This window comes from Treponema bryantii NK4A124 (assembly GCF_000421345.1).
In the GTDB taxonomy this organism is placed as follows: domain Bacteria; phylum Spirochaetota; class Spirochaetia; order Treponematales; family Treponemataceae; genus Treponema_D; species Treponema_D bryantii_B.
In genome coordinates this window covers 94520-120080 of record NZ_ATWV01000007.1, presented here as the reverse complement: position 1 = coordinate 120080, position 25561 = coordinate 94520, and the positions used below count along the sequence as shown (strand labels likewise).

Annotated in this window: 22 protein-coding genes and 1 tRNA gene; 7 read left to right on the top strand and 16 right to left on the bottom strand. The window is 44.0% G+C overall.

Annotated elements, in window-relative coordinates; all coding sequences use genetic code 11:
• Positions 1-25: 25 nt before the first annotated feature.
• From G626_RS0108700 to G626_RS0108670, 6 genes are all read right to left on the bottom strand, one after another.
• Positions 26-1528 (bottom strand): NUDIX hydrolase, encoded by a 1503-nt coding sequence (locus tag G626_RS0108700; protein WP_022932401.1) that lies wholly within the window; start codon positions 1526-1528, stop codon positions 26-28.
• 5 nt (positions 1529-1533) lie between these two features.
• Complete coding sequence (locus G626_RS0108695; protein ID WP_022932400.1) at positions 1534-2058, bottom strand: ImmA/IrrE family metallo-endopeptidase; 525 nt, start codon at positions 2056-2058, stop codon at positions 1534-1536.
• A 60-nt stretch (positions 2059-2118) separates the two neighbouring features.
• Positions 2119-3309: a restriction endonuclease subunit S gene (locus G626_RS17910; RefSeq protein ID WP_231365110.1), complete on the bottom strand. Its 1191-nt coding sequence runs from the start codon at positions 3307-3309 to the stop codon at positions 2119-2121.
• 243 nt (positions 3310-3552) lie between these two features.
• A complete protein-coding gene (locus tag G626_RS0108685) occupies positions 3553-5079 on the bottom strand; it encodes a type I restriction-modification system subunit M (protein WP_022932399.1) in 1527 nt (508 codons plus the stop codon).
• 90 nt (positions 5080-5169) lie between these two features.
• Positions 5170-5242: transfer RNA gene (locus G626_RS0108680), tRNA-Met, on the bottom strand.
• A gap of 167 nt (positions 5243-5409) precedes the next feature.
• Positions 5410-6072, bottom strand: a complete 663-nt coding sequence (locus G626_RS0108670; RefSeq protein ID WP_196800473.1) for a PrsW family glutamic-type intramembrane protease — start codon at positions 6070-6072, stop codon at positions 5410-5412.
• 150 nt (positions 6073-6222) lie between these two features.
• Here G626_RS0108670 and G626_RS17450 point away from each other — a divergent pair, with 150 nt between their 5' ends.
• Entirely contained in the window at positions 6223-6804 is a 582-nt protein-coding gene (locus G626_RS17450) for a shikimate kinase (protein ID WP_081647512.1), read from the top strand.
• A 62-nt stretch (positions 6805-6866) separates the two neighbouring features.
• Here the strand turns inward: G626_RS17450 and G626_RS0108660 are convergent, their stop codons facing one another.
• The 4 genes from G626_RS0108660 to G626_RS18270 form a co-directional block, all read right to left on the bottom strand.
• Positions 6867-7421: an FKBP-type peptidyl-prolyl cis-trans isomerase gene (locus tag G626_RS0108660; protein ID WP_022932395.1), complete on the bottom strand. Its 555-nt coding sequence runs from the start codon at positions 7419-7421 to the stop codon at positions 6867-6869.
• The gene (locus G626_RS15955; protein WP_022932394.1) at positions 7421-7696 is read right to left on the bottom strand and encodes a NifU family protein; all 276 of its coding nucleotides are present in this window, start codon (positions 7694-7696) and stop codon (positions 7421-7423) included. Before G626_RS15955 ends, G626_RS0108660 begins: the two co-directional genes overlap by 1 nt.
• A gap of 128 nt (positions 7697-7824) precedes the next feature.
• Positions 7825-10056 carry a flagellar assembly lytic transglycosylase gene (locus G626_RS17445; protein WP_022932393.1) on the bottom strand — a complete coding sequence of 744 codons (2232 nt, stop codon included), beginning with the start codon at positions 10054-10056 and terminating at the stop codon, positions 7825-7827.
• A gap of 7 nt (positions 10057-10063) precedes the next feature.
• Complete coding sequence (locus tag G626_RS18270) at positions 10064-11650, bottom strand: Hsp70 family protein (RefSeq protein ID WP_022932392.1); 1587 nt, start codon at positions 11648-11650, stop codon at positions 10064-10066.
• Positions 11651-11781: 131 nt separating this feature from the next.
• Here G626_RS18270 and rbr point away from each other — a divergent pair, with 131 nt between their 5' ends.
• The gene (rbr, locus tag G626_RS0108640; protein ID WP_022932391.1) at positions 11782-12318 is read left to right on the top strand and encodes a rubrerythrin; all 537 of its coding nucleotides are present in this window, start codon (positions 11782-11784) and stop codon (positions 12316-12318) included.
• 127 nt (positions 12319-12445) lie between these two features.
• Here the strand turns inward: rbr and G626_RS0108635 are convergent, their stop codons facing one another.
• Entirely contained in the window at positions 12446-13321 is an 876-nt protein-coding gene (locus tag G626_RS0108635) for a hypothetical protein (protein ID WP_022932390.1), read from the bottom strand.
• A 97-nt stretch (positions 13322-13418) separates the two neighbouring features.
• Here G626_RS0108635 and G626_RS0108630 point away from each other — a divergent pair, with 97 nt between their 5' ends.
• Positions 13419-14162, top strand: coding sequence for a uracil-DNA glycosylase family protein (locus G626_RS0108630; RefSeq protein WP_022932389.1), 744 nt, complete (start codon positions 13419-13421; stop codon positions 14160-14162).
• Here G626_RS0108630 and G626_RS15940 read toward each other — a convergent pair whose 3' ends face one another.
• Entirely contained in the window at positions 14163-15293 is a 1131-nt protein-coding gene (locus G626_RS15940) for an MraY family glycosyltransferase (protein ID WP_022932388.1), read from the bottom strand.
• Positions 15294-15384: 91 nt separating this feature from the next.
• Between G626_RS15940 and G626_RS0108620 the strand changes: the two genes are divergently transcribed.
• Both G626_RS0108620 and G626_RS0108615 read left to right on the top strand, forming a co-directional pair.
• Entirely contained in the window at positions 15385-16893 is a 1509-nt protein-coding gene (locus G626_RS0108620) for a phytoene desaturase family protein (RefSeq protein ID WP_027727062.1), read from the top strand.
• Positions 16894-17109: 216 nt separating this feature from the next.
• A complete protein-coding gene (locus tag G626_RS0108615) occupies positions 17110-17520 on the top strand; it encodes a hypothetical protein (RefSeq protein WP_022932386.1) in 411 nt (136 codons plus the stop codon).
• Positions 17521-17548: 28 nt separating this feature from the next.
• Here G626_RS0108615 and G626_RS0108610 read toward each other — a convergent pair whose 3' ends face one another.
• From G626_RS0108610 to ptsP, 4 genes are all read right to left on the bottom strand, one after another.
• The gene (locus tag G626_RS0108610; protein WP_022932385.1) at positions 17549-18904 is read right to left on the bottom strand and encodes a small ribosomal subunit Rsm22 family protein; all 1356 of its coding nucleotides are present in this window, start codon (positions 18902-18904) and stop codon (positions 17549-17551) included.
• A 98-nt stretch (positions 18905-19002) separates the two neighbouring features.
• Positions 19003-19329 (bottom strand): MerR family transcriptional regulator, encoded by a 327-nt coding sequence (locus tag G626_RS0108605; protein ID WP_022932384.1) that lies wholly within the window; start codon positions 19327-19329, stop codon positions 19003-19005.
• Positions 19330-19495: 166 nt separating this feature from the next.
• Positions 19496-21049 (bottom strand): ribosome biogenesis GTPase Der, encoded by a 1554-nt coding sequence (der, locus tag G626_RS0108600; RefSeq protein ID WP_022932383.1) that lies wholly within the window; start codon positions 21047-21049, stop codon positions 19496-19498.
• Between the two features lie 188 nt (positions 21050-21237).
• Complete coding sequence (ptsP, locus tag G626_RS0108595; protein ID WP_022932382.1) at positions 21238-22953, bottom strand: phosphoenolpyruvate--protein phosphotransferase; 1716 nt, start codon at positions 22951-22953, stop codon at positions 21238-21240.
• A gap of 40 nt (positions 22954-22993) precedes the next feature.
• On the opposite strand from ptsP, the gene G626_RS0108590 reads away from it, so the two are divergent.
• Positions 22994-23821, top strand: coding sequence for a putative ABC transporter permease (locus G626_RS0108590; protein ID WP_156003268.1), 828 nt, complete (start codon positions 22994-22996; stop codon positions 23819-23821).
• 163 nt (positions 23822-23984) lie between these two features.
• Complete coding sequence (locus tag G626_RS0108585; protein WP_022932380.1) at positions 23985-25388, top strand: sodium-dependent transporter; 1404 nt, start codon at positions 23985-23987, stop codon at positions 25386-25388.
• Positions 25389-25561 lie beyond the last annotated feature (173 nt).

The window sequence follows — 25561 nt, the reverse complement described above, 5'->3', positions numbered from 1 at the left end:
GTTTTCCGCTACCCCTTCTGCGGGCTCAGGCGCCGCCCGCAACGCCTGCTGAATTTAAGAATTTTACGACATCATTAAATCTATCTTCAAATCCAGAAACACACGATGCTTTTCTATCCTGTTTTAGATGTTTATTAGGATAAAAATAATCATAGGAAAGCCATTTATATTTTGCATATTTTTTCTTGTCTATATCAACTTTATCTTTTTCAACTTTTCCGATAAACACTAGTGCATTTATTATTTTATCATCTTGTCTATCGATTTTAATAGAATTAATAGGCATGCCATTATTTAATAATTTGATCTCAGTTCCAATTTTTTTAGAATATTGATTTATTAGTGAATCTTTTATAGTAGTATCTTTAACTAAATGGGCACAACCAAAATCCCAGATATTTGGTAAATAAGAACGATCTGAAGATCGGTTTAATATAAGGATTTCATTATATTCATTTATGCACAAGCAAATCAAATGTAATTCAGTTTGTTTATCGGAATCAAATATACGAAGTAATCTCTTGATAGTTTTACCATCTTTATCTTTAGTCTTTGCTAATAAATAATTTGAATAATCTAGTTGTTTTGATTCTGACAGTATTGATTCTAATTTACTTATACTTGTAAATTTATAATTGTTTTTTACTATTTTATACGCTAGAGATTTTTCATCAATTTCTTCATAGTAATAAAACAGATTAGTATCATCCCATTTTGGTATGTACCAAATAATTGGATATGGTTTCTCATTCCAAACACCTTTTAGTGGTTCATATCCAACTATCTTTGCATTCTCCATGAAATAATTATGATATTGATTTTCATCCATTAGCTTCATAAGAATCCAAGTCAACCTTGCATCTATTGTTAGCTTATTATGACTTGCATGATGAGAAAGTCTAAATCCTGTATCAATATCCGGTCCAAGAAAATCAATGGTATTATGTTCTATATCATTTATAGCAATGTTGATATTTCTTTCTTGAAATGGAGGTTCTTTATCAATTTCTGCATTCTCATCTTTTTCAAGAATTTCATATTCTTCTTTTATTCTTTTCTTTCGAAGTTCATCCTTTTCGTCTATTTCTGCTATCCAAAGTGTTGCTTTTACAGATACTTTTACAGAAGAATTATTTGTTGGAGTTTCTAGAGACTTTGAAATTCGGTTTAACACGCTACAACTTGCATCAGGAAGTTTATATAATTCGGATACTTTAGGATTAGGAAACATAAAGATAATTTCATCACCGAGATTCTTCCAGAAAAAATACTGTAAATCACAAAAATCTTTCTCTGTATTTGAATCTTTAGGTTTTTCTCTAAAACATTCTGACATATATTTAACAGAAAAATCTCTAAAAAGACTTATTGTTTTAGTCCAATACGGATTTAAACTCTTATATGCTGTTGAATTTACAATATCAAATGAAAGAAAAATGTACATTCCATCAAAGTCATGTGTTGATTTTACACCTTCCTTCTTTTCACCTGTGAGCGATTTTAATTTTTGTCGATTATCTAATAACATTTTTTCTAGAATCCAAGATTTCGGGCTCTGTTTTTTGCTGCATCATGGGAAACTTGAAATTCTGCCGCAGTTAATTCAATATTAAACTTATTATTAATATATGATTCCTTAAATTGTTTTTTGGGCATTAAAAAAGCAGCGGCAAATTCATTTGCCTCACTTTCTTCTTGTGAATAATTCATATCTTTTCGATTATAACTTCTGTAATAAATCGAATCTTGAAAAGTTTCTGCAGTTGTCCATCTATCTGTCATATATCCCATATGCAAGAATAAATGTCCTAATTCATGTGCAAGAGAAAATCTTGTTCGATAAAATGGTTTATTATTATTTAGATGGATAATGAATTTGAAATTTGAATTTTCTGGGGCACGTTCAATTCTAGCATCTTCACATTCATCAATAATATCATTTAAGATTTGTCCATGAAGTTTTGTAACAGCTTCTTCAGGATCATATGCAGGAGACTCATATTCAAGGATCTTTAATACGACATCTGCGATTTCGTTTATTGTATCTTTGTTATACATACCCCATCCTCCCAATAATTATATAGTATAATATGAAAAATATAAATTTGCTATATTTATTTAATTTGAATATAGAATCTCTCCATTCATCAACTTTGGTAATAAAGTATCTCGGATAGAAATTAATCTTTCGTTTTCACAGACGTTATTGTATATTTCTTCTGTGATTGATTTTGCAAATGAATCGAATTTTGATAATTCATCATTTGTTGGGATGTAAATCAGGTGTTTAATAATGTGTGTGACTTTTATACTTGGTTGAACGGAACCTATATCATAAGCTAATAAATCATTTTTGATATACTTTAAGTATTCGTACAAATAAAATGGAGATGTGTTTAGTGTTCTGAATGCAACAACATTTTGAGCGATACATCCTTTATTGCCTTTGAAGAATTTCATTTGAGCCAGACTGCCTACTGTGGATAGCAAAATATCATTTTCTTGGGGATGTCCATCGCGAAAGAAAGTGGAATAAGTTTGTTCGTCTACATATTTTGTACAATTCTTATAATCAATAATTCTTCCTGTGCTATTTAATGCTCCTACATCAAGAATTGGGAAGTCATTTTTTTCATTAGATGATGGTGGAGTTTTACCTCGATTATCAACAATATCTATTAATGAACCTAAAGTTTTTCCATCTTTATCGGAAACATTATCTATTTTATCTGCAAATGCTTTTTTGAAGAGGGCTTGGGCTTGCTTTTCGAGGTTGGTGTTTATTTTGTTGTTCAGTTCGATTTTGTCGTCGAGGGATGAGAGGATGGCGGCGATTTTTTGCTGGATGGGGAGAGGGGGAACTTTCACAGGAACGTTTCTCATTGTAGAACCTGAAACTTCCTTAAAAGTTGTTCCACTCCCGAGGTTTTCTATATTATCTTTGTTATATCTTAAGAGATAATATAGAAACATAAAATCTGTATCCTTATTTGGAACAATACTTTTAAATCCCTGATTAGTACAAACCTCATTTTTTGCAATAGCAATATAACCAATTGGAGCACGCGATGTAAAAAGAATACTGTTTGGTGGCATCAATTGAGCGGAACAACTTTTCAAGCCTTTTTCTGTAATATTTCTTTCACCATGAGAAATAAATCGTTCAGTGTGAGTCGATAAATCTTTTGGTGTAATCCAAGCGATAGAACCGTTTTCATAATTTGAAGAATCTTTTGTAGATGGTGTAGCACCACCAACTATAGTTCCTAAATCACTTAAAGTACATTCTTTCCACTCTTCCATTTTCATTCCTTTATTTTATAGATTCCGAAACAAGTTCAGAATGACGTATTTCTTTTCTCAATAATGTAATTCGTTTAATTAAGGCGAATTCGCCATAATTAATGTTTAGGCCCACCTGCGCCGCCCTAATGCGTGAGGCTATGGAGCCCCTTGCCGACCGCAGGATGCCCGAAGGGCAGCCGAGGACGGTGAGCGTTAGCGAAGGGCGGAACAGCCGACGGCAGCTTGCTGCCGGCACGCCCAAATTATTTATATCTTAAACCCAATCCCTGCAAGATTTTTCTTTATCTCTTCTTCGAGCTTGTGGCTCTTTGCGAACATTCCGCCAAGTTCGGTTGTCAGGCGGGTCATTTTATCGGCGAAGGGTTCATCGTCTTCGGCTTTTTCTTCTATGCCAACGTAGCGGCCGGGGGTGAGGATGTAGTCCTGGGCGGCGATTTGTTTTGTGGTGGCAACTGCGCAGAAGCCTTTTACATCTTCGAGGGTGCCGTTCTGGAAGGCGGTGAAGGTGTCGGCAAGGCGGGCGATGTCTTCTTCGGAAAAGTCGCGGTGCTTGCGGTCTACCATGTGGCCCATGTTGCGGGCATCTATGAAGAGGGTTTTGCCGGTCTGCTTTTTGCCGCGGGTGATGAACCAGAGGGTTACCGGAATTGTTACGCTGTAGAAAAGCTGGGTTGGCATGGCGACAATTCCTTCTATTAAATCTGCTTCGATTATTTTACGGCGGATTTCTCCTTCGCCAGAGGTCTGGGTGGAAAGGGCGCCGTTTGCAAGTACAAGTCCAATTTTTCCGTTTGGAGCCAGATGGTAAATCATGTGTTCTATCCAGGCGTAGTTTGCGTTGCCTGCGGGTGGAAGTCCGTATGCCCAGCGAGGGTCATTCTGCAATTTATCCTGGCCCCAGTTGCTCAAATTGAAGGGCGGATTTGCCATGATGAAGTCGAACTTTTGTGTTGAATGAAGGTCGTTGAAAAAGGTATCTTCGGGATGGTCGCCAAAGTTTGCGTCGATTCCGCGGATTGCCATGTTCATTTTGGCCATTTTCCAGGTGTCGGCGTTGGCTTCCTGTCCGAAGACTGAGATGTTGCTTCTGTTTCCTGCGTGCTCCTGAATGAACTTTACGGACTGTACGAACATTCCGCCCGAACCGCAGCATGGGTCGTAAACGCGTTTTCCTTCTGAAGGCTTTAAGATATTTACGATTGTTTTTACTACGCTGGCCGGTGTGTAGAACTCGCCGCCTTTTACTCCTTCGTAGGATGCAAACTGTGCGATGCAGTATTCGTAGGTGCGGCCCAGCAGGTCTTTGCTTGCTTCGGTGTCGCTCATGTCCATGTTGGTGAATACGTCTACTACGTTACCAAGAACACGTTTGTCCAGCTCGGGGGTGGCGTAGTTTTTTGGAAGGACTCCTTTGAGGCTTTTGTTGTCGGCTTCTATGGCAATCATGGCTTTGTCTAAGATTGTGCCGATTTCCGGTGTATGGGCTGCTTTTGCAATTTCTGACCAGCGGGCTTCCGGAGGAACAAAGAAGATGTTGTCTGCTTCGTAAGCGTCCGGGTCGTCTTCAAACCCGTCCCCTTCTGCAACGAGTTCTGCGTATTTCTTTTCAAATGCGGTTGAGATATATTTTAAGAAGATAAGTCCTGTAAAGATTTTGCGGTAATCTGCAGCGGGAATGTGTCCCCAAAGTTCGCAGGCTGCATCCCAAATCTGCTGTTCAAATCCGATTGTGGCGGAAGATGATTTAGCTTTTGGGGATTTTGATTTTGCCATGATGATGTCCTTTGCTTTTTGTTTCTTCTATTATAACACAGTTTATGGCAAAAAAATAGGCTCACACTTTGAAGTGTAAGCCTTGAATTATAGCGGGGGCAGGACTCGAACCTGCGGCCTCCGGGTTATGAGCCCGACGAGCTGCCAACTGCTCTACCCCGCGTCGTATTGTTTGGGTATTATAGGTGAGTTGGCGGTAATTGTCAAGAGTTGGGGGCGGTGATTTTGCGGAATTTAGCAAAAAAATTGCGAAATTTTGGGATTTTTTTTGCGTTTTATTGCGGTTTGGCGCGGTTTATTACGGTGCAGGGGCTGACAAGGCGGCGCGGATTACTCTTTTTCGGGATTAGTCAAAGCAGAGTATTTTATGCGGCACTCAATGATTGCCATCAGCACAACTGCCACAGAGAACCAGCGCAGATTGTTTGCAAAGCCGGCAAAAAAGTCGTAGATGCCGTGAAGCAGTACTGCCACCACAAGGAAGGAAGTGTGGCGCGGTGTATTTCTGCAGCTGTAAATAAAAAGACCGCAAAGTCCAGTGCAGGTCATGTGAATTACATCAGAAGTCATGATTCTTACTGCAATCTGGCCGTAGAGCAGTGTGGCGCCGCGGCTGTTTGCAATCTGCAGGTGGTCAAAATAATAAACAACTGATTCAAAGCAGCCCAGGGCAAGGCCGGCAACAAAGGCAAGCTGAAGAAAGTCGCGGGCCTCGTGTGATTCCGTCAGATTTTTATGAGGAAGAAAAATCAAAATAAGGGTCTTAAAAAGTTCTTCAATCAGGCCGTAAAGCAAAAGTGATTTTAAGAGGGCGTGTAAAATCGGGGAAAAACCGATGCCCGGCAACTCCGGAAGAAAATACTGAATAAAAGAAATCGGCAGAACGGCAATCAGGCCGAGGAAAACCGCAATCAACTGATACAGCAGTTTTAATTTGAAAGCAAAGGTAAATAAAGCAACAACAAGAATTAATGGAACAAAACAGAGAATCAAACCCACCACAGACTCCTTGATAATATGGATTGCTTCGTCGCTGCGTTCCTCGCAATGACGTTGAGACTTATCGCTGCGCTCCTCGCAATGACATATTAAAAGAATACCTTAATCACTAGAATTTTACAATTCGTATGTTATAATAAAGACATGAGCGAAGGAATGAAAAACTCACTGGTCCTTATGGGCTGTAAACATTGCGGAAAATCTACTCAGGGCAAGCTTCTTGCTCAGAAGCTGGGCCTTTCTTTTTTTGATACTGATGATGAGATTGTCCGTCTGCGTGGAATCGATGCCCGTACACTTTACAGAACTAAGGGAGTTGCTGAGTTCATCCTTGCGGAAGAGGAAGCCTGCTGCGAAATCTTAAAAAATAATTCAGAAAATCGTATTGTGATTGCGACCGGTGGCGGAATCTGTGATAATCCGCCGGCCCTTCAGGCTCTGCGTGAATGCGGTACTTTTGTTTTTCTTCGTCTGGATATCAACCATTCTATTGAACGCATAATGGCAAAAATTGAAGAGACTTCTCCCGGGGTTTTCAAAGGGGCTCCTGCTTATGTTATGACTGAAAATCCCCAAACTCTGGATGATATTCAAACAATCTTACAGAAAAAATATGAAGAAAGATATCAGCAGTATGCAAGACTAGCTGATGTTATTGTGGACATAAAAAATGCGCCGGTAGAAGAGAATTTTAAAACCCTTCTCGACGCACTTCATATTAAATAGATGTCGAAGTCTGCGGTGGTTTCGATACACCTGCTTCGCAGGCACTCAACCACCGGAGCTGCTTAGTTACAGCCGCAGCCGCCGCAACCACCGTCTCCGCAACCGCTTCCACAGTCACCGCCGCCGCATCCTCCGCAGCCACCACAGCCTCCGCCGCAGCCGCCGCTTGTAGGAGCAAGCTCTTCTTCTGTAGCATCGCGAACTCCAACAACTTCAATGTCAAAGTTCAGAGCTTTTCCGGCCAGCTCATGGTTTCCGTCAATAGTGATTTTATCACCTTCAACCTTGGTTACATGAACAATAGAAAGTCCCGAAGGAGTCATCATCTGGAAAGGCATACCCACAGTGATTTCTCCGTCGAACTCGAACTTATCGCGGTCCAGTTCAACAATCAGGCGCTCGTCGTATTCGCCGTAGCCGTCTTTTGGCTCAATGTGAGCAGTAAATTTATCACCAGGCTCGTGACCTTCAAGCAGGCTTTCCAGTCCGGAAATCAAATAGCCTCTGCCGTGAACATAACCTAAAGGCTCATTTCCAACAGAAGAATCAAGCTGAACGCCTTCATCATTTTTAAGAGTGTAGTGGATTTCTACCCACTTATCGTTTTCAATTTTCATTAGAATCCCATTCCCATTTCGTCGAGGTTCTGTGCGTTGTCCTGTATAACTTCTTTGATTTCAGGACAGGCATCAATAAGATAACGTTCAATTCCCATTTTAAGAGTCATTACAGCCATAGGGCATCCGCCGCAAGCTCCGGTCAAATTAAGATGAACTTTATAATCATCATCAATGCAAACAAACTCCATGTCTCCGCCGTCTGCCTGGAGCTGAGGACGGAACATTTCCAGTGCTTCTTTTACAGTTTCAAGCAATTTTGGATCTTCAATCATGTTTACCACCTTACGCATATAAGATAATAAAAAAAAAGGCTTAGGGCAAGGTGAAAAAAATTGTCATGCTGAACTTGTTTCAGCATCTGGATCCCGAAACAAGTTCGGGATGACGGAGAGGATGACGGTTATTTCAGAAGGCTTTCTACGGTCTGGTCGAAGCGTGTCGGCGCTGCCAGCCAGTCGTAGGCGATGGTGGCAGAAATCAGCTTGCGGCCATATTCACGGGTTTCGGCAAAAGGTACAGTTTCGAGAAAGAGGTCCAGAGGCATGTTTTTCTTTTTTCCAAATTCAATAAGAGATGACTGCAGCCAGCGGCGAACTCTGGTAATTCCGGCATTGTAAGAGAAAAAGCCGAGAAGAGCAGAATCTTCACAGCGGGAAATCAGGCTGGCAAGATACCAGCTTCCAAAGCGGATATTTGTCTCCGGGTCTGTAAGTGAGTAGTCGGACATTTTGAAGCGGCGGGCAATGTCGCTGCCGGTGAATTCCATAAGCTGGGTAAGACCTATTGCTCCGGCAGAGCTGATTACATCAGCATCAAAAAAACTTTCACTGCGAATCAGGGCATACATCACAGACTCGCTGATTTTGTATTCTCCGCAGTATTTTGAAATAAAGTCATTGTAGTAAGCAGGGTAGACCAGGGCAAGCTCTTCGCGGCTGATTCCGTGTCCGGCAAGACGCTGGGCCCGGGCTGCAATTCGCAGGGACTGAGTATAGTAGTCAGAACTTTCTGGAGAGTCCGGGTCGGCACATTTAGCAAGAAAATCAGCCAGATAAAAATTAGTCTCGGTAGAAAGACCCTGACCCTGGCATTTTTGCCATTCAGGGTAAATCAGCTCCGGAAAGCCAAAGTATGCATAACCAAGAAGAAGATTTTCAAGGGCAGTGTCGACGGCGCTGTCGGCGGTGTCAGCTGTATTCGCAGGCTTTGTTGGGTCTGGCGACCCTAGCTGATTTTGACTACGGGCACTTGTCGGCTCACAAAGAATTTTCTGGAGCTCCACCGGATTTTTGCCTAGCCCCAGTCTATAGGCCGCGAGTGTTTTATAATACACCGAGCTTCCGCCCTGACAGGCCCGCTTAAAAGCAGCCTGAACATCAGAATCAGTACCGTCTGCAAGGCCTTCCTGAATTAAGCGGCCGTAGATATAGGCAAACTGAGCGGTAGTTAAATCAGAAGCATAACCATCCACCGCCTTATAAATCCGTCCAAACTCATTCCACCTTCCCGCGGCCAGCAGAGCCGTAACCAGCTGCTCAAAGAAATCTTCAAAATACTCGCAGTCAGTCCACTCACGTGAATACTCGCCTATAGAATCAATAATCGAGTCAATTGAAAAATTGAGCGAGGTATTCAAAAGATACCAGAGGGCATTGTCTTTTTGGGAAGGCGAGCCGGCAGATGCCATAGCGGCAACAAAGCATTTACGGCTCTGGCGGTAATACATACCGGCTTTTTCATAAAAGCGGCCGGCGTAAAACCAGAAGTAAAACTCAGTGGGACTCCCCTTAAAGGTCTCTGCCAGCTGACTAAACCAGGCGGCATTTTTTGCAAAATCCATAGTTCCGTAAAGAGTGTTTTTTCCAAAATCAGAAATCAGCTGAGGGGCAGGGGCCAAAGTTCCGTCCAGAAAATAGCCGGCAAGCTTTTCCGCACATTTTGTCGTATAAGAATAATTCCGCTTGTAAGATTCAATTCTGTAATTAATTGCAAACTGCTGTGGAGTGTAGAGCAGGGCCTGGGCCGCATCCGATTCCGGATTTTCATAAGCCCCTTCGAAGTCGGGGTGGCGATAGTAGTCACGGTAAAACTGATAGTGCTCTGTTGAGACAGGACACTCGGTAAACCAGCGGTAAACTTCGTCTTCGTAAGCGGAATCGCCGCGGCGACCCATTGCCTCAAGACGCAGACGGATTACTTCGTTTTTTGCCTTAGCGTAGTCCAGACCGCCGGTACACTCTATGAGCCGGTTACTTTCACCGGAGGCTGCAAACTGGCGGGCGGCAATAAGAAGGCTGTCGTCTCCCGGAAAAAGGCGCAGCAGATTTTCGGCGGCGGCATTTTTTTCCTGAACGTTACCGATTGAACAGAGGGTCTCGGCGCTTTTCTGCGCGACCACGGGGCTGCCCTTTTTTATGCAGTATTTGAATTTTTCGCGGGCAGCTTTTTCATTGCCTTCCTGGAGAAATCTAAGGCCAATAAAATAATTCGCATCGTCGCCGAACTTTTTCTGACCTTGGCTCTGGGGCGCGGCCTTGCAGGACACTGCGCTCAGCAGTAAAAAGCTTGCGAGAAACCAGGATGTGAGGCGGCGAAAATCAGGCAGGCAGCGGGCTAGCAGAACAGGACGCATTATACTCCTACTCAGCCGGAATAATTATCTTTGTTCCAGAAATAATATAGTCAGGATTCTTGATTCCGTTGTAGCGGGCAATATACTTGTAGCGCCAAGGATTCTTATAGTAAGTATCAGCAATATCCCAGAGAGTATCGCCCCACTTGATTTTGTAAGTGATATTCTTTGGCTTTTCTTCTGCAACAGGTGGTTGGGCCGGAACAACTTCTTCTGCCTTTTCGATGATTACAATTTCATCTTCTTTAGCTTCAGGAACAGCTGGTTCCGGCTCCGGCTCAGGTTCTGGCTCAGCCACGGCAGCAGCTTCTGCAGCCGGCTCTTCAATTGCAACTGGTGTGCAGTTATCTTTAGCGTGCTTTTTTGTAAGCAGATTATATTTAGAAGGAATAATAAAGAGAATCAAAAGGGTAGCGAGAATACAGATAATTGCGCAGATAATGCAGATGATTACCGGTGCCTTTGTCTTTTTCTTTACATCTTCTTCATCATCTTGAGCAGGAGTTCCGCGTTCAGTTTCTTCGTCGTAAAGACCGTCAAAGTTGAGGCCGCCTGAAACAGGGCTTTCAGAATCAAATGTAGGCTCTCTCATAGTTTCCTCTGTAGTTTCTGTATTATCAAGGTCATCAGTATTAAAGAAGTCATCCGGCATAGGGTTGTCGTCTTCGCTGCTTTCTGTAGTATCATCCGGAATGTCAAAATCCATATCAGGCAGGTCGTCTGAAGTTGTGAAGTCGTCATCAGCTATTGTCTCGTCGGCCACAGTTTCTTCAGAAGTCTCTGTTGTATCATCAGGCAAATCAAAGTTCATATCATCAAGACTGTCAGATTCTGAGATTGATGATTCTGCGGTATTTTCTGCAGCATCGTCTGGTAAATCAAATGTCATTTCGTCAGATTCTGAACTGATTTCTTCATTAGAACTTTCTTCTGTAATAGTCTCTTCAGCCGGCACATCAGCCGGAATCTCTGCACTTTCATCTTCCGCTGCAGTTTCCTCTACTGCATCAGCCTCATCTTCCACAATCGGCTCATCTACAAAAGTCTCATCGCCAAAAGGAACACCTTCATCAACATCTTCAACAACAGGCTCTTCTTCAATCTCAGGTTCAGCTTCTTCCTTCTGCTTGTCTCTCATGGCAGCAGCGGCGGCAAGCAAACCACCTGCGGCAAGGGCGCCGGCAGCTACGGCTGCAGCACCATTTCCTTTCTTTTCTTCAGAATCATTAATTCCATATTCATCAGTAACAAGGCGCTCTTCGAGAGTTCGGGAAACAAGAGTTATATTTGTATTGCTTTCGTTACCGGTTTCGCTGTCTACAATTTTTGCAGAAAGCTTGTTATCTTCGTCGAGAGAAACAGAAAATTTAATGTCAGCCTCACCATTAGGGCGGGCATTCAAATTTTCAATCTGCAGAGAATCAACATATTCGGCATCGTCCATAGAACAGGTAGCAGAACGATACAGGTCAACCATAACCTTAGTCTGATTGTTGTGCGCAGTGGTGAGTTCAAGTTGCTTTTCCGAAGGCTTATTATCCTCTAAAACAGGGTAAAACGAACCATCTGCCAGTTTGATTCCTATAGTTTTCATACAATTCCTCTCAATATTATATGGTAAAACATTCTAAGTCAGTTTTCAAGTGATTAACAGTTTTTTCCATTTACAATAAGCATTTTCTAGATTATATTTTTAATAATATTATTTATATAGGAGCAAAAACTATGGATATCAAAGGAACACAGACCGAAAAGAATCTGCAGACAGCATTTGCAGGTGAATCACAGGCACGCAATAAGTACACTTATTATGCAAGTCAGGCAAAGAAGGAAGGCTATGAGCAGATTGCCGCAATCTTCCTTGAAACAGCAGATAACGAAAAAGAGCACGCTAAAATGTGGTACAAGCTCTTGAACGGCGGTGTAGGAACTACAGAAGAAAACCTCAAGGCTGCAGCAGACGGCGAAAACTACGAATGGACAGATATGTATGATGGTTTTGCTAAAACAGCCCGCGAAGAAGGCTTTGAATATATTGCAAAGCTTTTTGAAGGCGTAGCTGCAATTGAAAAGCACCACGAAGAGCGCTACCGCAAGCTTCTTAAGAATATCGAAGACAAGATTGTTTTCTCAAGCGACGGAGATGCAATCTGGCAGTGCCGCAACTGCGGTCATATTGTAATCGGAAAAGAAGCACCAAAGGTTTGCCCTGTTTGTGCACACCCACAGGCTTATTTCCAGATTGAAGCTCAGAATTACTAAAAAAAATACCCCGGTGGTTTCGATACGTCCTTCGGACTACTCAACCACCGGGGTTCGGTATTTGTATAAAACGGTGGTTGAGTGATGCGAAGCATCGTATCGAAACCACCGTTTTCTTTTTCAGGCTTTATTTAGCATCCGCAGCACTTGGTGTTGAGCCTGCTGTATCTCCTGCATATTCATAACTGTATTCTGACATAGCAACCAGTTCGTTTACTGTTGTACCGAACTTTTCTGCAACATCATATTCAGAAACCTTGTTTACGTTTCCTTTTGCATCATACTTAAGAAGAGTTCTCTTAATTACCTGCTTATCAGAATCATAAGTAGTAATTTCATTCAAAGCACCGTTTGCACCGTAACGGAAAACAAGAGAAGTCTGTTTGCCGGCAAAAGCATCAAACTGGCCGATAGAATCAATAGCACCAGATTCAGTGTAGTTATATTCAGTTTTTTCACTGAGAGAACCATCCGGATTGTATTCGTTTACCGAAACAGTGCGACCATTTTCATCATACTTATAAATTGTCTTCCAGATTAAAGCACCTTCGCCGTCATAGCTTGATTCATCAACAAGAAGATTGTTATCATAAGTATAAATTGTGCGGGCACGGAGGTTACCCTTGCGGTCGTATTCAGAAGCATCAACTTTAAGACCGCTTTTATAGGCATTTGTGCTCTTCCATACAACTTCGCCGTCTGCGCTTGTGCAAAGCTGTTCAACAAGATTACCGGCAGTGTCGTATTTTGCAGTAATTGTATTGATTACGGCATCCTTTGGAGTAAGTTCAGAAGATGAGATTTCTTTTCCGTTGGAATCGAAAACATGCATAATTTTAGAGCTTGGAGTTCTGTATAATGTGCCAAAGCGTGTTGCAATGGAAAAATCAGTTTCAGTATAAGACTTTACGTTACCTGTAACTGGTGCGTATTTAAAGACATCTGCTGCAAAAAGCGAAAGAGTAAGGCCGGCAGCAATAGTAAAAGCGAGAAGTTTTTTCATAAATCCTCCAGATTTTTATGTTTAATTCTTTATTTGCTTATGCAATATTATTATTTTATACTATAATCTCAGAAAAGTAAAAGAAAAAGGAAAAGCCATGACGTCGGACCAGTGGAAGTATTTTTGTGATTTTAAAGATCAGTTCAAAAACAAGGTAGAAGAGTGGAAAAAGGCCGCTCCGGAGCTTACAGAACTCCAGCGTCAGGCAGCCCTTCTTGCAAAAACACCGGAATACCCCTTTGAAACTACTGTTGTTTATAACCGTGCTTTGGATGATATCACTCCTGAAGACCAGATAAAGCTTATTGTTATAGGAGACAATCCCGGAAAAGACGAGCAGCTGGCAAAAAACAACCGCTACCTTGTAGGCCAGGCCGGAAAAATTGCCGAGGGTTACTTTCGTAAAAATCCGGAGCTTGGAGTTGATTTTCGCAAGAATGTAATTATTCTCAATAAAACTCCTATTCACAGTGCAAAAACTGCTCAGCTCAACACAATAGCAAAGCAGGGGGGCGAAAAAATAGCCGGCCTCATTAAAGAGTCTCAGCTCTGGATGGCAGAAAAAACAGCTCAGCTTCACGCCGCCCTTGGTACTGAGCTCTGGCTTGTTGGCTACTCTGAGCTAAAACCGCGCCGCATTTTCTGCCCCTATCGCGACGAACTTAAAGCTTTCTGCAGCCCCGAGGCCTGGGCGCGGGTTTACGTCTTCCAGCATTTTTCCATGAACCGCTTTACTATAGATCTCGGCGACTTTATTGAGGCCGGTAAAAAAGAAAAGGCCCCGCTGGAATCTAACATTCACGAGCTGGGCCTTATTCACAAAAAGGAAATATTCGGATAATTACAGATTATTTTTTTCGGAAGCGTCCTTGTTTTCTGCAGCTTCCGGAGCTTTTTCTGAATCGGCTGGAGCAGCGTCTGCAGGTTTACCAGCTTCAGAAGAATCATTCATCTGCTTAATGATTACGGCGCGGTTTGTATAATGAACAAAGCTGAAGAAAAGAGTTACAAAAGCAGTAGACTCAAGCAAAAGTGCCATACCACGCATTGCACCAAGGAAGTAAGAAATTACAACAGAGGTACACAAAAGAATCTGCAGAAAGCAGAGAAGATAGAGGGCACTTTTTTTAGAGTAGCCCATGTTCAAAAGTTTATGGTGCAGGTGAGAACGGTCTGCCGACATAATAGGCTTTTTGTCGCGGATACGGCGCCAGATAGCGGCAATTGTATCGAAAACCGGGAAAGCGGTAATCACAAGCATAATAAGAAGTTTGTTGAATTCGAATGTATTGCTTGAATCAAAAAGCGGGAATACCGAAATCATAAAACCAAGGAACTGGCTTCCTGCGTCACCCATAAAAAGCTTAGCCGGCGGCCAGTTAAAGCAGAGGAAGCCGAAAATAGAAGCGGCAAGAATAAAGCAGAGAATAGATTCCGGATTTCCTGTGAGAGTATAAAGAATACCAAGGGTAATAATAGTAGAAATTGAAAAACTTCCGCAAAGGCCATCAAGACCATCAATAAGATTATAGGCGTTGATTACACCGAGAATCCAGCCAAAGGTAAGAATCAAACTTACAGGGGTTGGAAGAACCCATGAAAAAATCTGCTTAAAATGGAAACCATTAAAAACTACAACAGAAACTGCAATAAGCTGAACAATGAGTTTTGCCAGAGCCGGAAGAGTAAGAAGATCATCAAGAAGGGCAAAGGTAAAAACAATAGTTCCTGCAATGAGAATTGGAAGAATTCTGTTCAGATTAGCGGGATTAGTTTTAATAATGAAAATACAGGCAGAAACAATAAAACTGAAGAAAATTCCAACGCCGCCTAAACGAGGTATGTTTCCGGAATGAATTTTTCGGGCGTTCTGGTAATCATACAAACTGAATTTTTTACAGAGTTTTATGATTATTGGCATTGAGATTATAGATAAAAGTCCTGCCAGAACTATGAATATACTTTGTGACATATCATTAAAATTATATAGTAAAGAAATTAAAAGTCAAGCAATTGAGGTTTTTCTTGATTTTACCCGAAACCCTATGTTAAAATCCTATTATATGCCTAAAGTTGTTGTTATTGGGGCTGGTATTTCCGGCCTTTCTGCGGGAATTTATGCTGCCCGCGCAGGTTTTGATGTTACAATTGTTGAACAGCACAATATTCCGGGTGGACTTTCTACCAGCTGGAGCCGAAAAGGCTATTATTTTGAAGGCGGAATGCACTGGCTCACAGGTTCAAGCCCGAAAATGCCTTTAAATAAGATCTGGCGCCAAGTTGGTGCCCTTAAAGATAATAATCCAATAGAAAACCGGGATCCTATTTATAATTTAATTGATGAAAATGGCAAAACTTTGAGTCTCTACCGCTATCTTCCGCAAATGGAAAAGGCACTTATTGATTATGCACCGGAAGATAAGTCCAGAATCAAAAAAATGTGCCGGGAAATCAGGGATTTTACGAATTTTCATATGCCCATTTTCGATGTAAGAGGCTGTCAGTGTGAAAATCCGGTAAAAATTCATCCGGGAGAATTTATCAAAATGCTTCCGGCAGTTCTTAGAGTTCCATATCTTAAAAATACCTCATATACAGAGTATGTTGCCCGATTTAAAAATAAGAATCTGAGGCATCTTTTGACTAGTGTAATAGGCTACCGTTACAATGCCCTGGCTTTTATTTATACACTGGGCTCTTTTGCAAGCGGCGACTGCGGATATCCTGCCGGTGGTTCTGTTCGCATGGCTAATAATATGCTTGAGACCTATAAGAGCCTGGGCGGAAAAATTATGTTCCGTACAAAGGCAGAAAATATTCATGTAGATGATTATGAAGTACGCGGAGTTGAAGTGAGCGGCAGTGGTTCCGGGGCTGCGGCCGGCGAGACCTGTGAGCTGGAGGCCGACGCTGTAATTATTACTCAGGATGCGCGTGCTGCGGTTGACAGTCTTTTTGATACTATGGTTGATGAACCATGGGTAAACACAATGCGCCACAAGGCAGTTACAGAGCAGAATATCTTTATTGGTATGGGTGTTAAAGCTGATTTGTCGCGTCTGCCTTACTGCTGCATATTCCCTCTGAAAAAGCCGTTTGAATATGCGGGCTGTAAATACAACGAATTGAGAATTTACAATTACGCCGCTTATAAAGAACATGCTCCGGAAGGCTGTACGGCCCTTACCTGTCTTTTACTTGGCGAAAGTTATGCTTTCTGGAAGGCTGCAAAGGCAGACGGAACTTATAAAGATAAAAAGAAGGAACTGGGAGAGCTTTTTGTAAAGCAGCTGGCAGAATTTATTCCTGAGGTAGGTTCGGCTCTTGAAGTAATTGATGTGGCTACGCCATGTACCTACGAGCGCTACACCGGTTCCTATGAAGGCAGCTGGATGAGCGTATGGGAAAAGGGTGGTAAGCAGTATAACTACCCGCAGAGCCTGGACAGCATGTTCGGCGTTTATTTTGCCGGCCAGCGCCTTCAGATGCCGGGCGGCTTACCGATTGCAGTTTACACAGGCCGCCAGGCGGTGCAGTACCTCTGCCGCGACTTCGGCGAGACATTTGTGTGACCCTACGGTGGTTGAGTGCCGTGAAGTGGTGTACACTGCGGTGGTTGAGTAGCCCGAAGGGCATATCGAAACCACCGTCATTGCGAGGAGCGCAGCGACGTGGCAATCTATTTTCTTGATAATCCCGAAAACTGTGATAAAATAACATTATGGTTAAAAGTTTTTTCGTAGAGAGTTTGGAAAAAAACTATAACCCAATAAAAAGGAGTGATTTTTATGGGAAAGAAAGTTAGCGTACTTGGCTATCTGTATCTTATTGGTATGGCATTAGTTGCAATTGGATTCTGTTGTCCTATGTTCAAGGGACTTTTCGGATCTTCTGCAAATGGTTTTGATTTTATCAAGAATGCAAAAGAGGGTGGTTTTGCTGCAATCGGAGCTATCTTGATTTTTGCTGGAGCAATTGCAGGTATTGTTGCAAATTTTGTTCCACAGCTCAAAGGTCTTAAATTGATTTTTGCTATTTGTGTTCTTGCAGGTGCAATTGTTCTGATAATCGGCTTCACTACAAACGGTGGAATTTACAAGAAAATCGGTAAAGCTTTCTTGAAGAACGCTATGTTCGGCTTCTACATGGTAGTAGTTGGAATTGTAGCCGCTGTTTGCGGAGCAGTTACTGGTAAGTAAAGCTGTCACCCTGAACTTGTTTCAGGGTCTATAGCTTTATTATCAAAGCGCCGGATTTTTCGTCCTTAGGGAGAGAATCCGGCCTTTTTGTTTTAACGCTGATCAGGTCGCCGGACTGGGGGCGGAAAGGCGGTTTTGGCAGGCGGGTGTTGTTTTCGTCCGGAAGGGTGACGAGCACAAGGCCGTGCTGGCTGCAGCCGTAGTAGCCGCACATATAGTTTGGCAGGCGAAGCTTGTCGGATGTGATACGGATGGTGGTGGAGTCGGTGGTTGAGTAGCTTGATGACAACCGTCCGGTGGTTGAGTAGTCCGAAGGACGTATCGAAACCACCGCAGATTTCGGCTCATAAGATGGTTTCGATACACCTGCTTCGCAGGCACTCAACCATCGTGCATTTTCCACCGCCATAAAACTAAGTGTAGCCCTTTCCTTTGGCAGTTTTGCCGCAACCGAAAGCTTCTGCAGGCGGGCAGGGGCATCTTCTGTGGAGAAGGCAAAGTTACACCACTTGTTCTTACTTCCCGTATATGCTTTAAAGCCGCTCATAGGGCAGTCGCCGGCATGAGGACAAGGGGCTGCAATTGTGCGGCCATCTTTTATATAGCGGGTGCGCAGCAGGCTGAGAGTTCGGGCCGCCTTTGGAACGCCAGGCTCTACAAGCAGAATGCCTGCGTCTTTTTCAGTGTAGCGGGTCAGCTGCTCGTAATATTTTTTAGTCTGAAATTCAGGCGGCATGTCGCTGGCCTGGTCTAATTCATTAAACATATTTGCGCATGTCAGAAAGCCTGCTTTTTCTCTGATTGGAGTGCCGAAAGGCCCCTTTACACGGATAATTTTCCAGGGCTCAATAGAAGGGGCGGCAGCCTTGGCTTTAGCGGCAATAGAAAGAAAGATATCTTCACCCAAAGCCATGGAGTTTGCAGAAACATCGAGGCAGTACCAGGTAAGGCTCAGTTTGCGCAGTTCCGGGCGGGCAAGCCAGAGGGCGGTAACCACAGTAAGAGGGCCGCTTCCCAGGTCAATGCAGATGGTGTCGGCAGTCGGGAAAACAGAATCCGGCAGATTGGCAAAAAGCCTTGTTAAGCGTACAAGATTCCACCAGGTGTAGTAGCGCACATAAGAGCTGAGCTGAATATTGTCGTTCATATAGCCCAGACGACGGCTGGCGCGGTCGTCGGTCAGCTGATGAGAAAGGTCTCGGATATGTTCCGGCAACTGTTGCAGCTGCCGCGAATTCAGCGGCCGTACACCCTGGATTATTTCGTCGAATGAATTGAGGATTGCGACAGAGTTTTTGGAAAGGCGACTTGTGTCGAAGAGAGAAGTATGGATTGCTTCGTCGCTGCGCTCCTCGCAATGACGGGGTTTTGATTTTTGTGTCATAAAATTTCCTGTATAGTCGGTGGTTGAGTGGCCGCGTAGCGGCTGTATCGAAACCACCGTGAATCACTGTTCATAAGGTGATTTCGATACGGCTTCGCCTACTCAATCACCGGGGAATCTCCGGCAAATTTCATATATAACTCAGTTAATATCTGCCGGCACTCGCGGATCTGGTTGATCAGGTCGGCGTTGTCTTGGACGGCCTGGGCTTCTTCAATAATCTGCTGGCCGGCACCTTCGGCGGTGAACTTTTTTTCGGTAATCAGATACTTGAGGCGGAGAATCAGGTCTACCTCGCGCTGGGAGTAGAGACGGCGGCCGGACATATCCTTACGTGGGGTAAAGCCTGGAACGACTTCTTCCCAGTAGCGGAGAACATGGGCTTTTACGCCTGTTAAGTCTTCTATTTGTCCGATTGTGTACATTTACTCTCCTGTGATGGTGGTTTCGATACACTCGCTTCGCGAGTACTCAACCAACGGTGGTTGAGTGGCCGCGTAGCGGCTGTATCGAAACCACCTTATGAGCCGAAAATACTGGTGATTTCGATACGCCCTTCGGGCTACTCAATCACCGGACTTCGGTATTTTATCACCGTTCGCGGTCTTCCCACTTTTGTCTGCTGCCCTTGAACTCTACCTGAACCGGAATCTGGTCAAAGCCCAGGTCCTCGCGGATGCGGTTTTTCAGGTATGTAACATAAGGCTCCGGTACAACTTCTGGTCTTGTTGCAAAAATGATGAAGGAAACCGGATTCACACTGGCCTGAGTCATATAGCGGATTTTGAAGTGGGCAGTTTTACTTGCTGGTGGCGGATAGCGCTCCAGCCAGTCCTGCAGGGCATTGTTGAGCGAAGCAGTTCCGATTTTTTTAGTCAGCTGGCCGTAAAGGTCAATTGCGGTATTGAGCAAATCTTTAATGCCTTTTCCCTCAAGGGCGCTGAGCGGAAGAATCGGGGCAAAATCCATGTGGGCAAACATAATGTTCATCCATTCGCGAACAGCTTTTACAGCCTTATTGTCCTTTTCTTCGCGCAAATCCCATTTATTCAAAACAAAGATGATTCCGCGGCCCTTTTCAAAAGCCAGGGAACAGATTTTCTTATCCTGCTCGGCAAGTCCTTCCACCGCATCAATCATCAAAAAGACAACATCACATTCGTCCAGGGTTTTGATGGCGCGGTTTACAGAATAGTATTCAACGTCGTCGTGAACCTTAGCCTTACGGCGGATTCCGGCAGTGTCCAGAACCTTAAAGCGGCGGCCGGCATATTCAAACTCACCTTCAACAACGTCGCGGGTAGTTCCGGCGTAGTCACAAACGATAGAGTTTTCTGAATGTGTGAGGCGGTTGGAAAGGGTAGATTTTCCTGTATTTGGTTTTCCAAGAATTGCGATTTTGATAGGGCGGTCGCTCGAAAGCACCTGAACCTTACTGAAGTCGCAGCGGTCAGTAATTGCGTCTGCCAGCTCACTGATATGGTCGCCGTGTTCTGCAGAAATCAGCATGAGCTCGTTAAAACCGTACTTTGCGTAGTTCCAGGCCTCGGCTTCGTTTTTGCCGCCTTCGGTTTTGTTTACGGCCGCAATCATCTTATTCCAGTAAGGGCGCATTTTGATGATGAACTCTTCATCTTCGCCGGTAATTTCTGTAGCGTCGAGCAGGAGAATTACAACATCGGCGCGGTCAATCATGTCAAGGGAACGCTCAACTACGTAGTCGTCCAGCTCGGCCTCTTTTGTTCCGATGTCGCGGGTAAGCTTGTATCCGCCGGTATCAACAAGATGAACTGGTTTTCCCTTTATGATTGCAGTGGCCTCAACCGGGTCGCGGGTAACACCTGGCTGGTCGTTTACAATAGCCACGCGGTGGTGCAAAAAGCGGTTGAAGAGGGTAGATTTTCCAACGTTAGGGCGGCCGGCAATTACAACGAGAGGAAGGCCGTCGTATTCAGCGTCTTCCGGGTCTGTGTCGCCGGTAGCGGTTACAGTGCCGTCCGGGGCCACGGTGATTCCGTTTACTGCGCCGGGCGTAATAAAATCAGCTTCTTCGGCGCGGGCCTTTTCTGCGGCTTTCTGTCTTTTTTCTTCCAGAACCTCTTCCTTCGGGCGGGAGAAGTCGGGTTTTGATTTCTTTTTGGCCATATATCTCCAGTTTTTGCGGTGGTTTCGATACGGTAGGAGCTTTAGCTCCGTACTACTCAACCACCGTCACATTGCAGCCGGTGGTTGAGTGGCCGCGTAGCGGCTGTATCGAAACCACCTTATGAGCCGATGTTCTCTAGTGATTTCGATACGCCCTTCGGTCTACTCAATCACCGTGACCACCGTTTTTACAAATTATTCAAATGTTTAGCCGAAATTGCTTCGAGCTCGGCGATTGTAAATCTTGAAAGCAATTCCTTTGTGCTTGAAATCAGCTTAGGGCTCATACTCAAATTGCGGATTCCCATTCCGGCCAGTACCATAACGCTGTCCTGACGGCCTGCCATTTCACCGCAGACTGCAAGCGGAACATTGTTTTCCTTGGCAGAACGAACGGTCATCTCAATAAGGCGCAAAACTGCAAGGCTGAACTCGTTATAAAGTCCGCTTACATGAGGATTTTCGCGGTCAATTCCAAGGGTGTACTGGGTAAGGTCGTTTGTACCAAGACTGAAGAAGTCGCTAACCTTGCTCAAACAATCAGAAATAAGAGCCGCAGCTGCAGTCTCAATCATAATACCAACAGGGGTGTCTTCCTGGAAAGGAATATTTTCTGCCTTTAATTCCTGCTTTACAGCATTCACAATTTCAAGGCACTCTTTAACCTGGTCCACACTGGTAATCAGCGGGAACATAATTTCGAGATTGCCGTAAACGCTGGCGCGGTAAAGGGCACGCAGCTGGGTCTTCAAAATATTAGGGTATTCAAGGCTGAGGCGCACCGCACGCAGACCCATAAGAGGGTTCTTTTCTTCGATGTTCGGCAGGTCAACCGAGTTAATCAGTTTATCACCACCGGCATCCAGAGTTCGGATTGTAACCGGCTTATCACCCATCATCTGCAAAACTGATTTATAAGCTTCAAACTGAGTTTGCTCACTGAAGGAACGGGCAGCAGCGTTCAAAGAAGCGCCGCTCTGTGCCATGTAAAGGAATTCAGTACGGAAAAGCCCGATTCCATCAGCTCCTTCTGCAAGGGCAACTTCGGCCTCCTCGGGAGTACCGATGTTTGCATAAAGCTTAAAGCGGGTGCCGTCCTTAGTTTCGGCCGGCTTATTGAGGAAGGAGCGCAGGCTGAGCTTACGCTGATATTCCTCGCGGATTTTTCCTTTATATTCTTCTATTGTATTGCGGTCCGGGCTTACAAGAATTTCAGCCGATTTACCGTCGATAATTACAGTTTCACCGTTGCGAACTTTTTTACTGATATCTTCAAGGCCGACAACCGTTGGAATGCCGTAGTTGCGGGCAAGAATTACCACGTGGGAAGAAACACCGCCTTCGCTCAGGGCAAGGCCGGCAATCTTTCTCTTACTCAGGATGATTGTGTCGGCAGAACTCAAAGAGGTCGCTAAAATCACCGAACCATCCGGAACCGTATTGATATCAAAAGGATGAATGTCCAGCATTTCGTCCAGGACACGGCCAAAAACATCAGTTATATCCTGGGCACGCTCAGAAAGATAGTAGTTTCCGGCCTGGCGCAGCTTTGCCGCATACTCTTCTGCCTTAAACTGCACGGTATATTCTATATTAAAGAGCTGATTTTCGTAAAAGTCGCGCACTTCCTGCTTAAAAACCGGGTCTTCGAGCATGAGAATGTAGGTCTCAAAAACCTCGCGCTGAGCACGGTCACGTTCACTGGTTTTGGAAAGTGAATCCAGGTGCTCCGAAAGTCCGAGCGTAACGGTCTGAACGGCAGCCTCAAAACGGCTCCAGCCTTTATTTAACTGATCGATGTTTATGTGATGCTGCGGAATTGCACGTTTTACCGGGTCTGGAATTACAAAAGCGGTTCCAATACCAGTTCCGTCGGCCGCAGGGATTCCGAGAAATACTTCCATAAATTTGAATTATATAGAAAAAATAATTATATTTAAAGATATGAATACAATGGCTATTTACGAACTGCCTTTCAGACAGGCTTTTTTGATTTTTATAATGTTCAGCGTAGTCGGCTGGATTTCGGAAGTGCTTTATGTGGGTATTTTCCACGAGCACAAATTTGTAAACCGCGGATTTTTGCACGGGCCGCTTTGTCCTGTTTACGGCTTTGGCGGTGTTGTGATTTTGCTGCTGCCGGCGGCCCTCTATTCAACCTGGCTGCCCCTCTTTTTTGCTTCTATGATTTTGTGTACGGCTGTGGAATATTTTGTCAGCTGGGTGATGGAAAAGACCTTTCATGCCCGCTGGTGGGATTATTCGCACTATAAGTTTAATTTGAACGGCCGCATTTGTTTGTTGAACTCGGTGCTTTTTGGCTTTATGGGCCTGGGCGTGATTCATTTTGTTTATCCTCAGATGCTGCGCTTTTTGAACTGGCTGGGAGATTTTGTGACTATGATTTCCAGCGACCTGATTGGCCTTGCTCTAGCGGTTGATATGATTGTAACTGTCCGCAAGCTTGTGGACTTCAGCGCCACAATGGAAAAAATCAAAACCTTTGGCGAGAGCTTGCGCGACCACTACGGCAACGAGGTCTGGTTCCGCAGCGAAAGCTTTGAAGCAATGCTGGCTTCGGTAAAGGAGCATGCTGAATCAGACAAAGACAAGATCAGCCAGAGCATTCTCGAAAAAATTGACCGCTTCCAGAACGCCCGCAACAAGGCCGCCGAAAGCTTTATGGCCCACTTCCCAACAATGAAGTCTATTCAGTACAAGGATGAGCTGGAGCATTTGAAGAGCCGTATCAAAGTACGATTAAGAAAGTAGGTTGTCATTCCCCGGCTTGACCGGGGAATCTAGACATGACTGTACTTTCTGGATCCTCGGGTCAAGCCCGAGGATGACATTGAAGCAATCCATTTTTTTCCTTGACGATATCCTCTGTTTCTACCTATAATAACACTATCTCTAAAAAATTCAGGAGTTTATTATGGAATCGCAGAATCGCGAGAATCTTGGCAGCCGCCTTGGCTTTTTGCTTTTGTCGGCTGGTTGTGCTATTGGTTTGGGAAATGTTTGGCGCTTCCCTTATATCACTGGTAAATACGGCGGAGCAGCCTTTGTTTTGATTTATCTGGTTTTCCTTGTAATTTTGGGATTGCCGGTTATGGTTTGTGAATTTGCTGTTGGCCGTGCTTCTAAAAAGAGTATGTCGGCAGCCTTCCAGCAGCTTGAGCCTGCCGGAACTAAGTGGCACATTTATGGTGGCTTTGCAGTTGCAGGAAACTATCTTTTGATGATGTTCTACACTGTTGTTTCTGGCTGGTTCCTTAAATATTTCTTCCAGATGATTGGCGGAAAGTTTGTAGGTCTTAATGGAGATGCCATTGTAAATGTATTTGTTGGCGAAACAGTTGGCAGTGCATCAACTCTTTTAATCTGGATGGTCGTTGTAATCATCATCGGCTTTGGTGCCTGCTTCCTTGGTCTTCAGAAGGGTGTTGAGCGCATCACAAAAATTATGATGAGCGCCCTCTTTGTTATTATGGTTGGTCTTGCAATTTACGTTGCCTTTATTCCGGGCTCTGGTGCCGGTTATGCCTTCTACCTCAAACCTGATTTTAAGGCTCTTGTTGGTGGCGAACATGGTCTTTGGGACACTATTTATGCCGCTATGGGTCAGGCCTTCTTCACTTTGTCTCTTGGTATTGGTTCTATGGAGATTTTTGGTTCTTACATCGGTAAGGAACACTCACTCACTGGCGAAGCTCTCCGTGTAATTGGTCTTGATACTTTCGTAGCAATTTGTGCCGGCCTTATCATCTTCCCTGCTTGTGCTGCTTTCAATGTAGAAGCTTCTTCTGGTGCAGGACTTGCATTTATGTCACTTCCAAACGTATTCAACTCAATGGGACCTGTAGCTGGCCGCATTGTTGGTGCTTTCTTCTTCTTGTTTATGAGCTTTGCTGCTCTGTCTACAGTAATTGCCGTATTCGAGAATATCGTAGCCTTCCCAATGGATAAGTTTGGCTGGAGCCGCCGCAAGTCAGTTCTCATCAACTTTGTTGCAATGCTGATTTTGGCTACACCTGCTGCCCTTGGTATGAACGTATGGTCTGGAGTTCACTTCGGAGCTCACATTGGTTCTATCGACGCTCTGGAAGACTTCATCGTCAGCCAGAACCTCCTGCCACTTGGATCTATGCTCTTCCTCCTCTTCTGTACTCTTAAGAAGGGCTGGGGCTGGGACGGCTTTATTGCCGAAGCTGATGCCGGAGACGGAATTAAGTTCCCTAAGAACAAGGTAGTTAAGTTCTACCTGCGCTACATCGCTCCACTTATCATCCTGGTAGTATTCATTGCCGGATATTTCGATATTTTTGGAAAGAAGTAGACCGTTACATCGACGTAAACTGTCACCCCGAACTTGAACTGTCACCCCGAACTTGTTTCGGGGTCTAATTAGATGCTGAAACAAGTTCAGCATGACGAAAAATAAGATTCTTCTTATTATATAGAAAAAATTTGCAAATTTACCTAAGACGGTCTATTATTGACTTGAGAGGG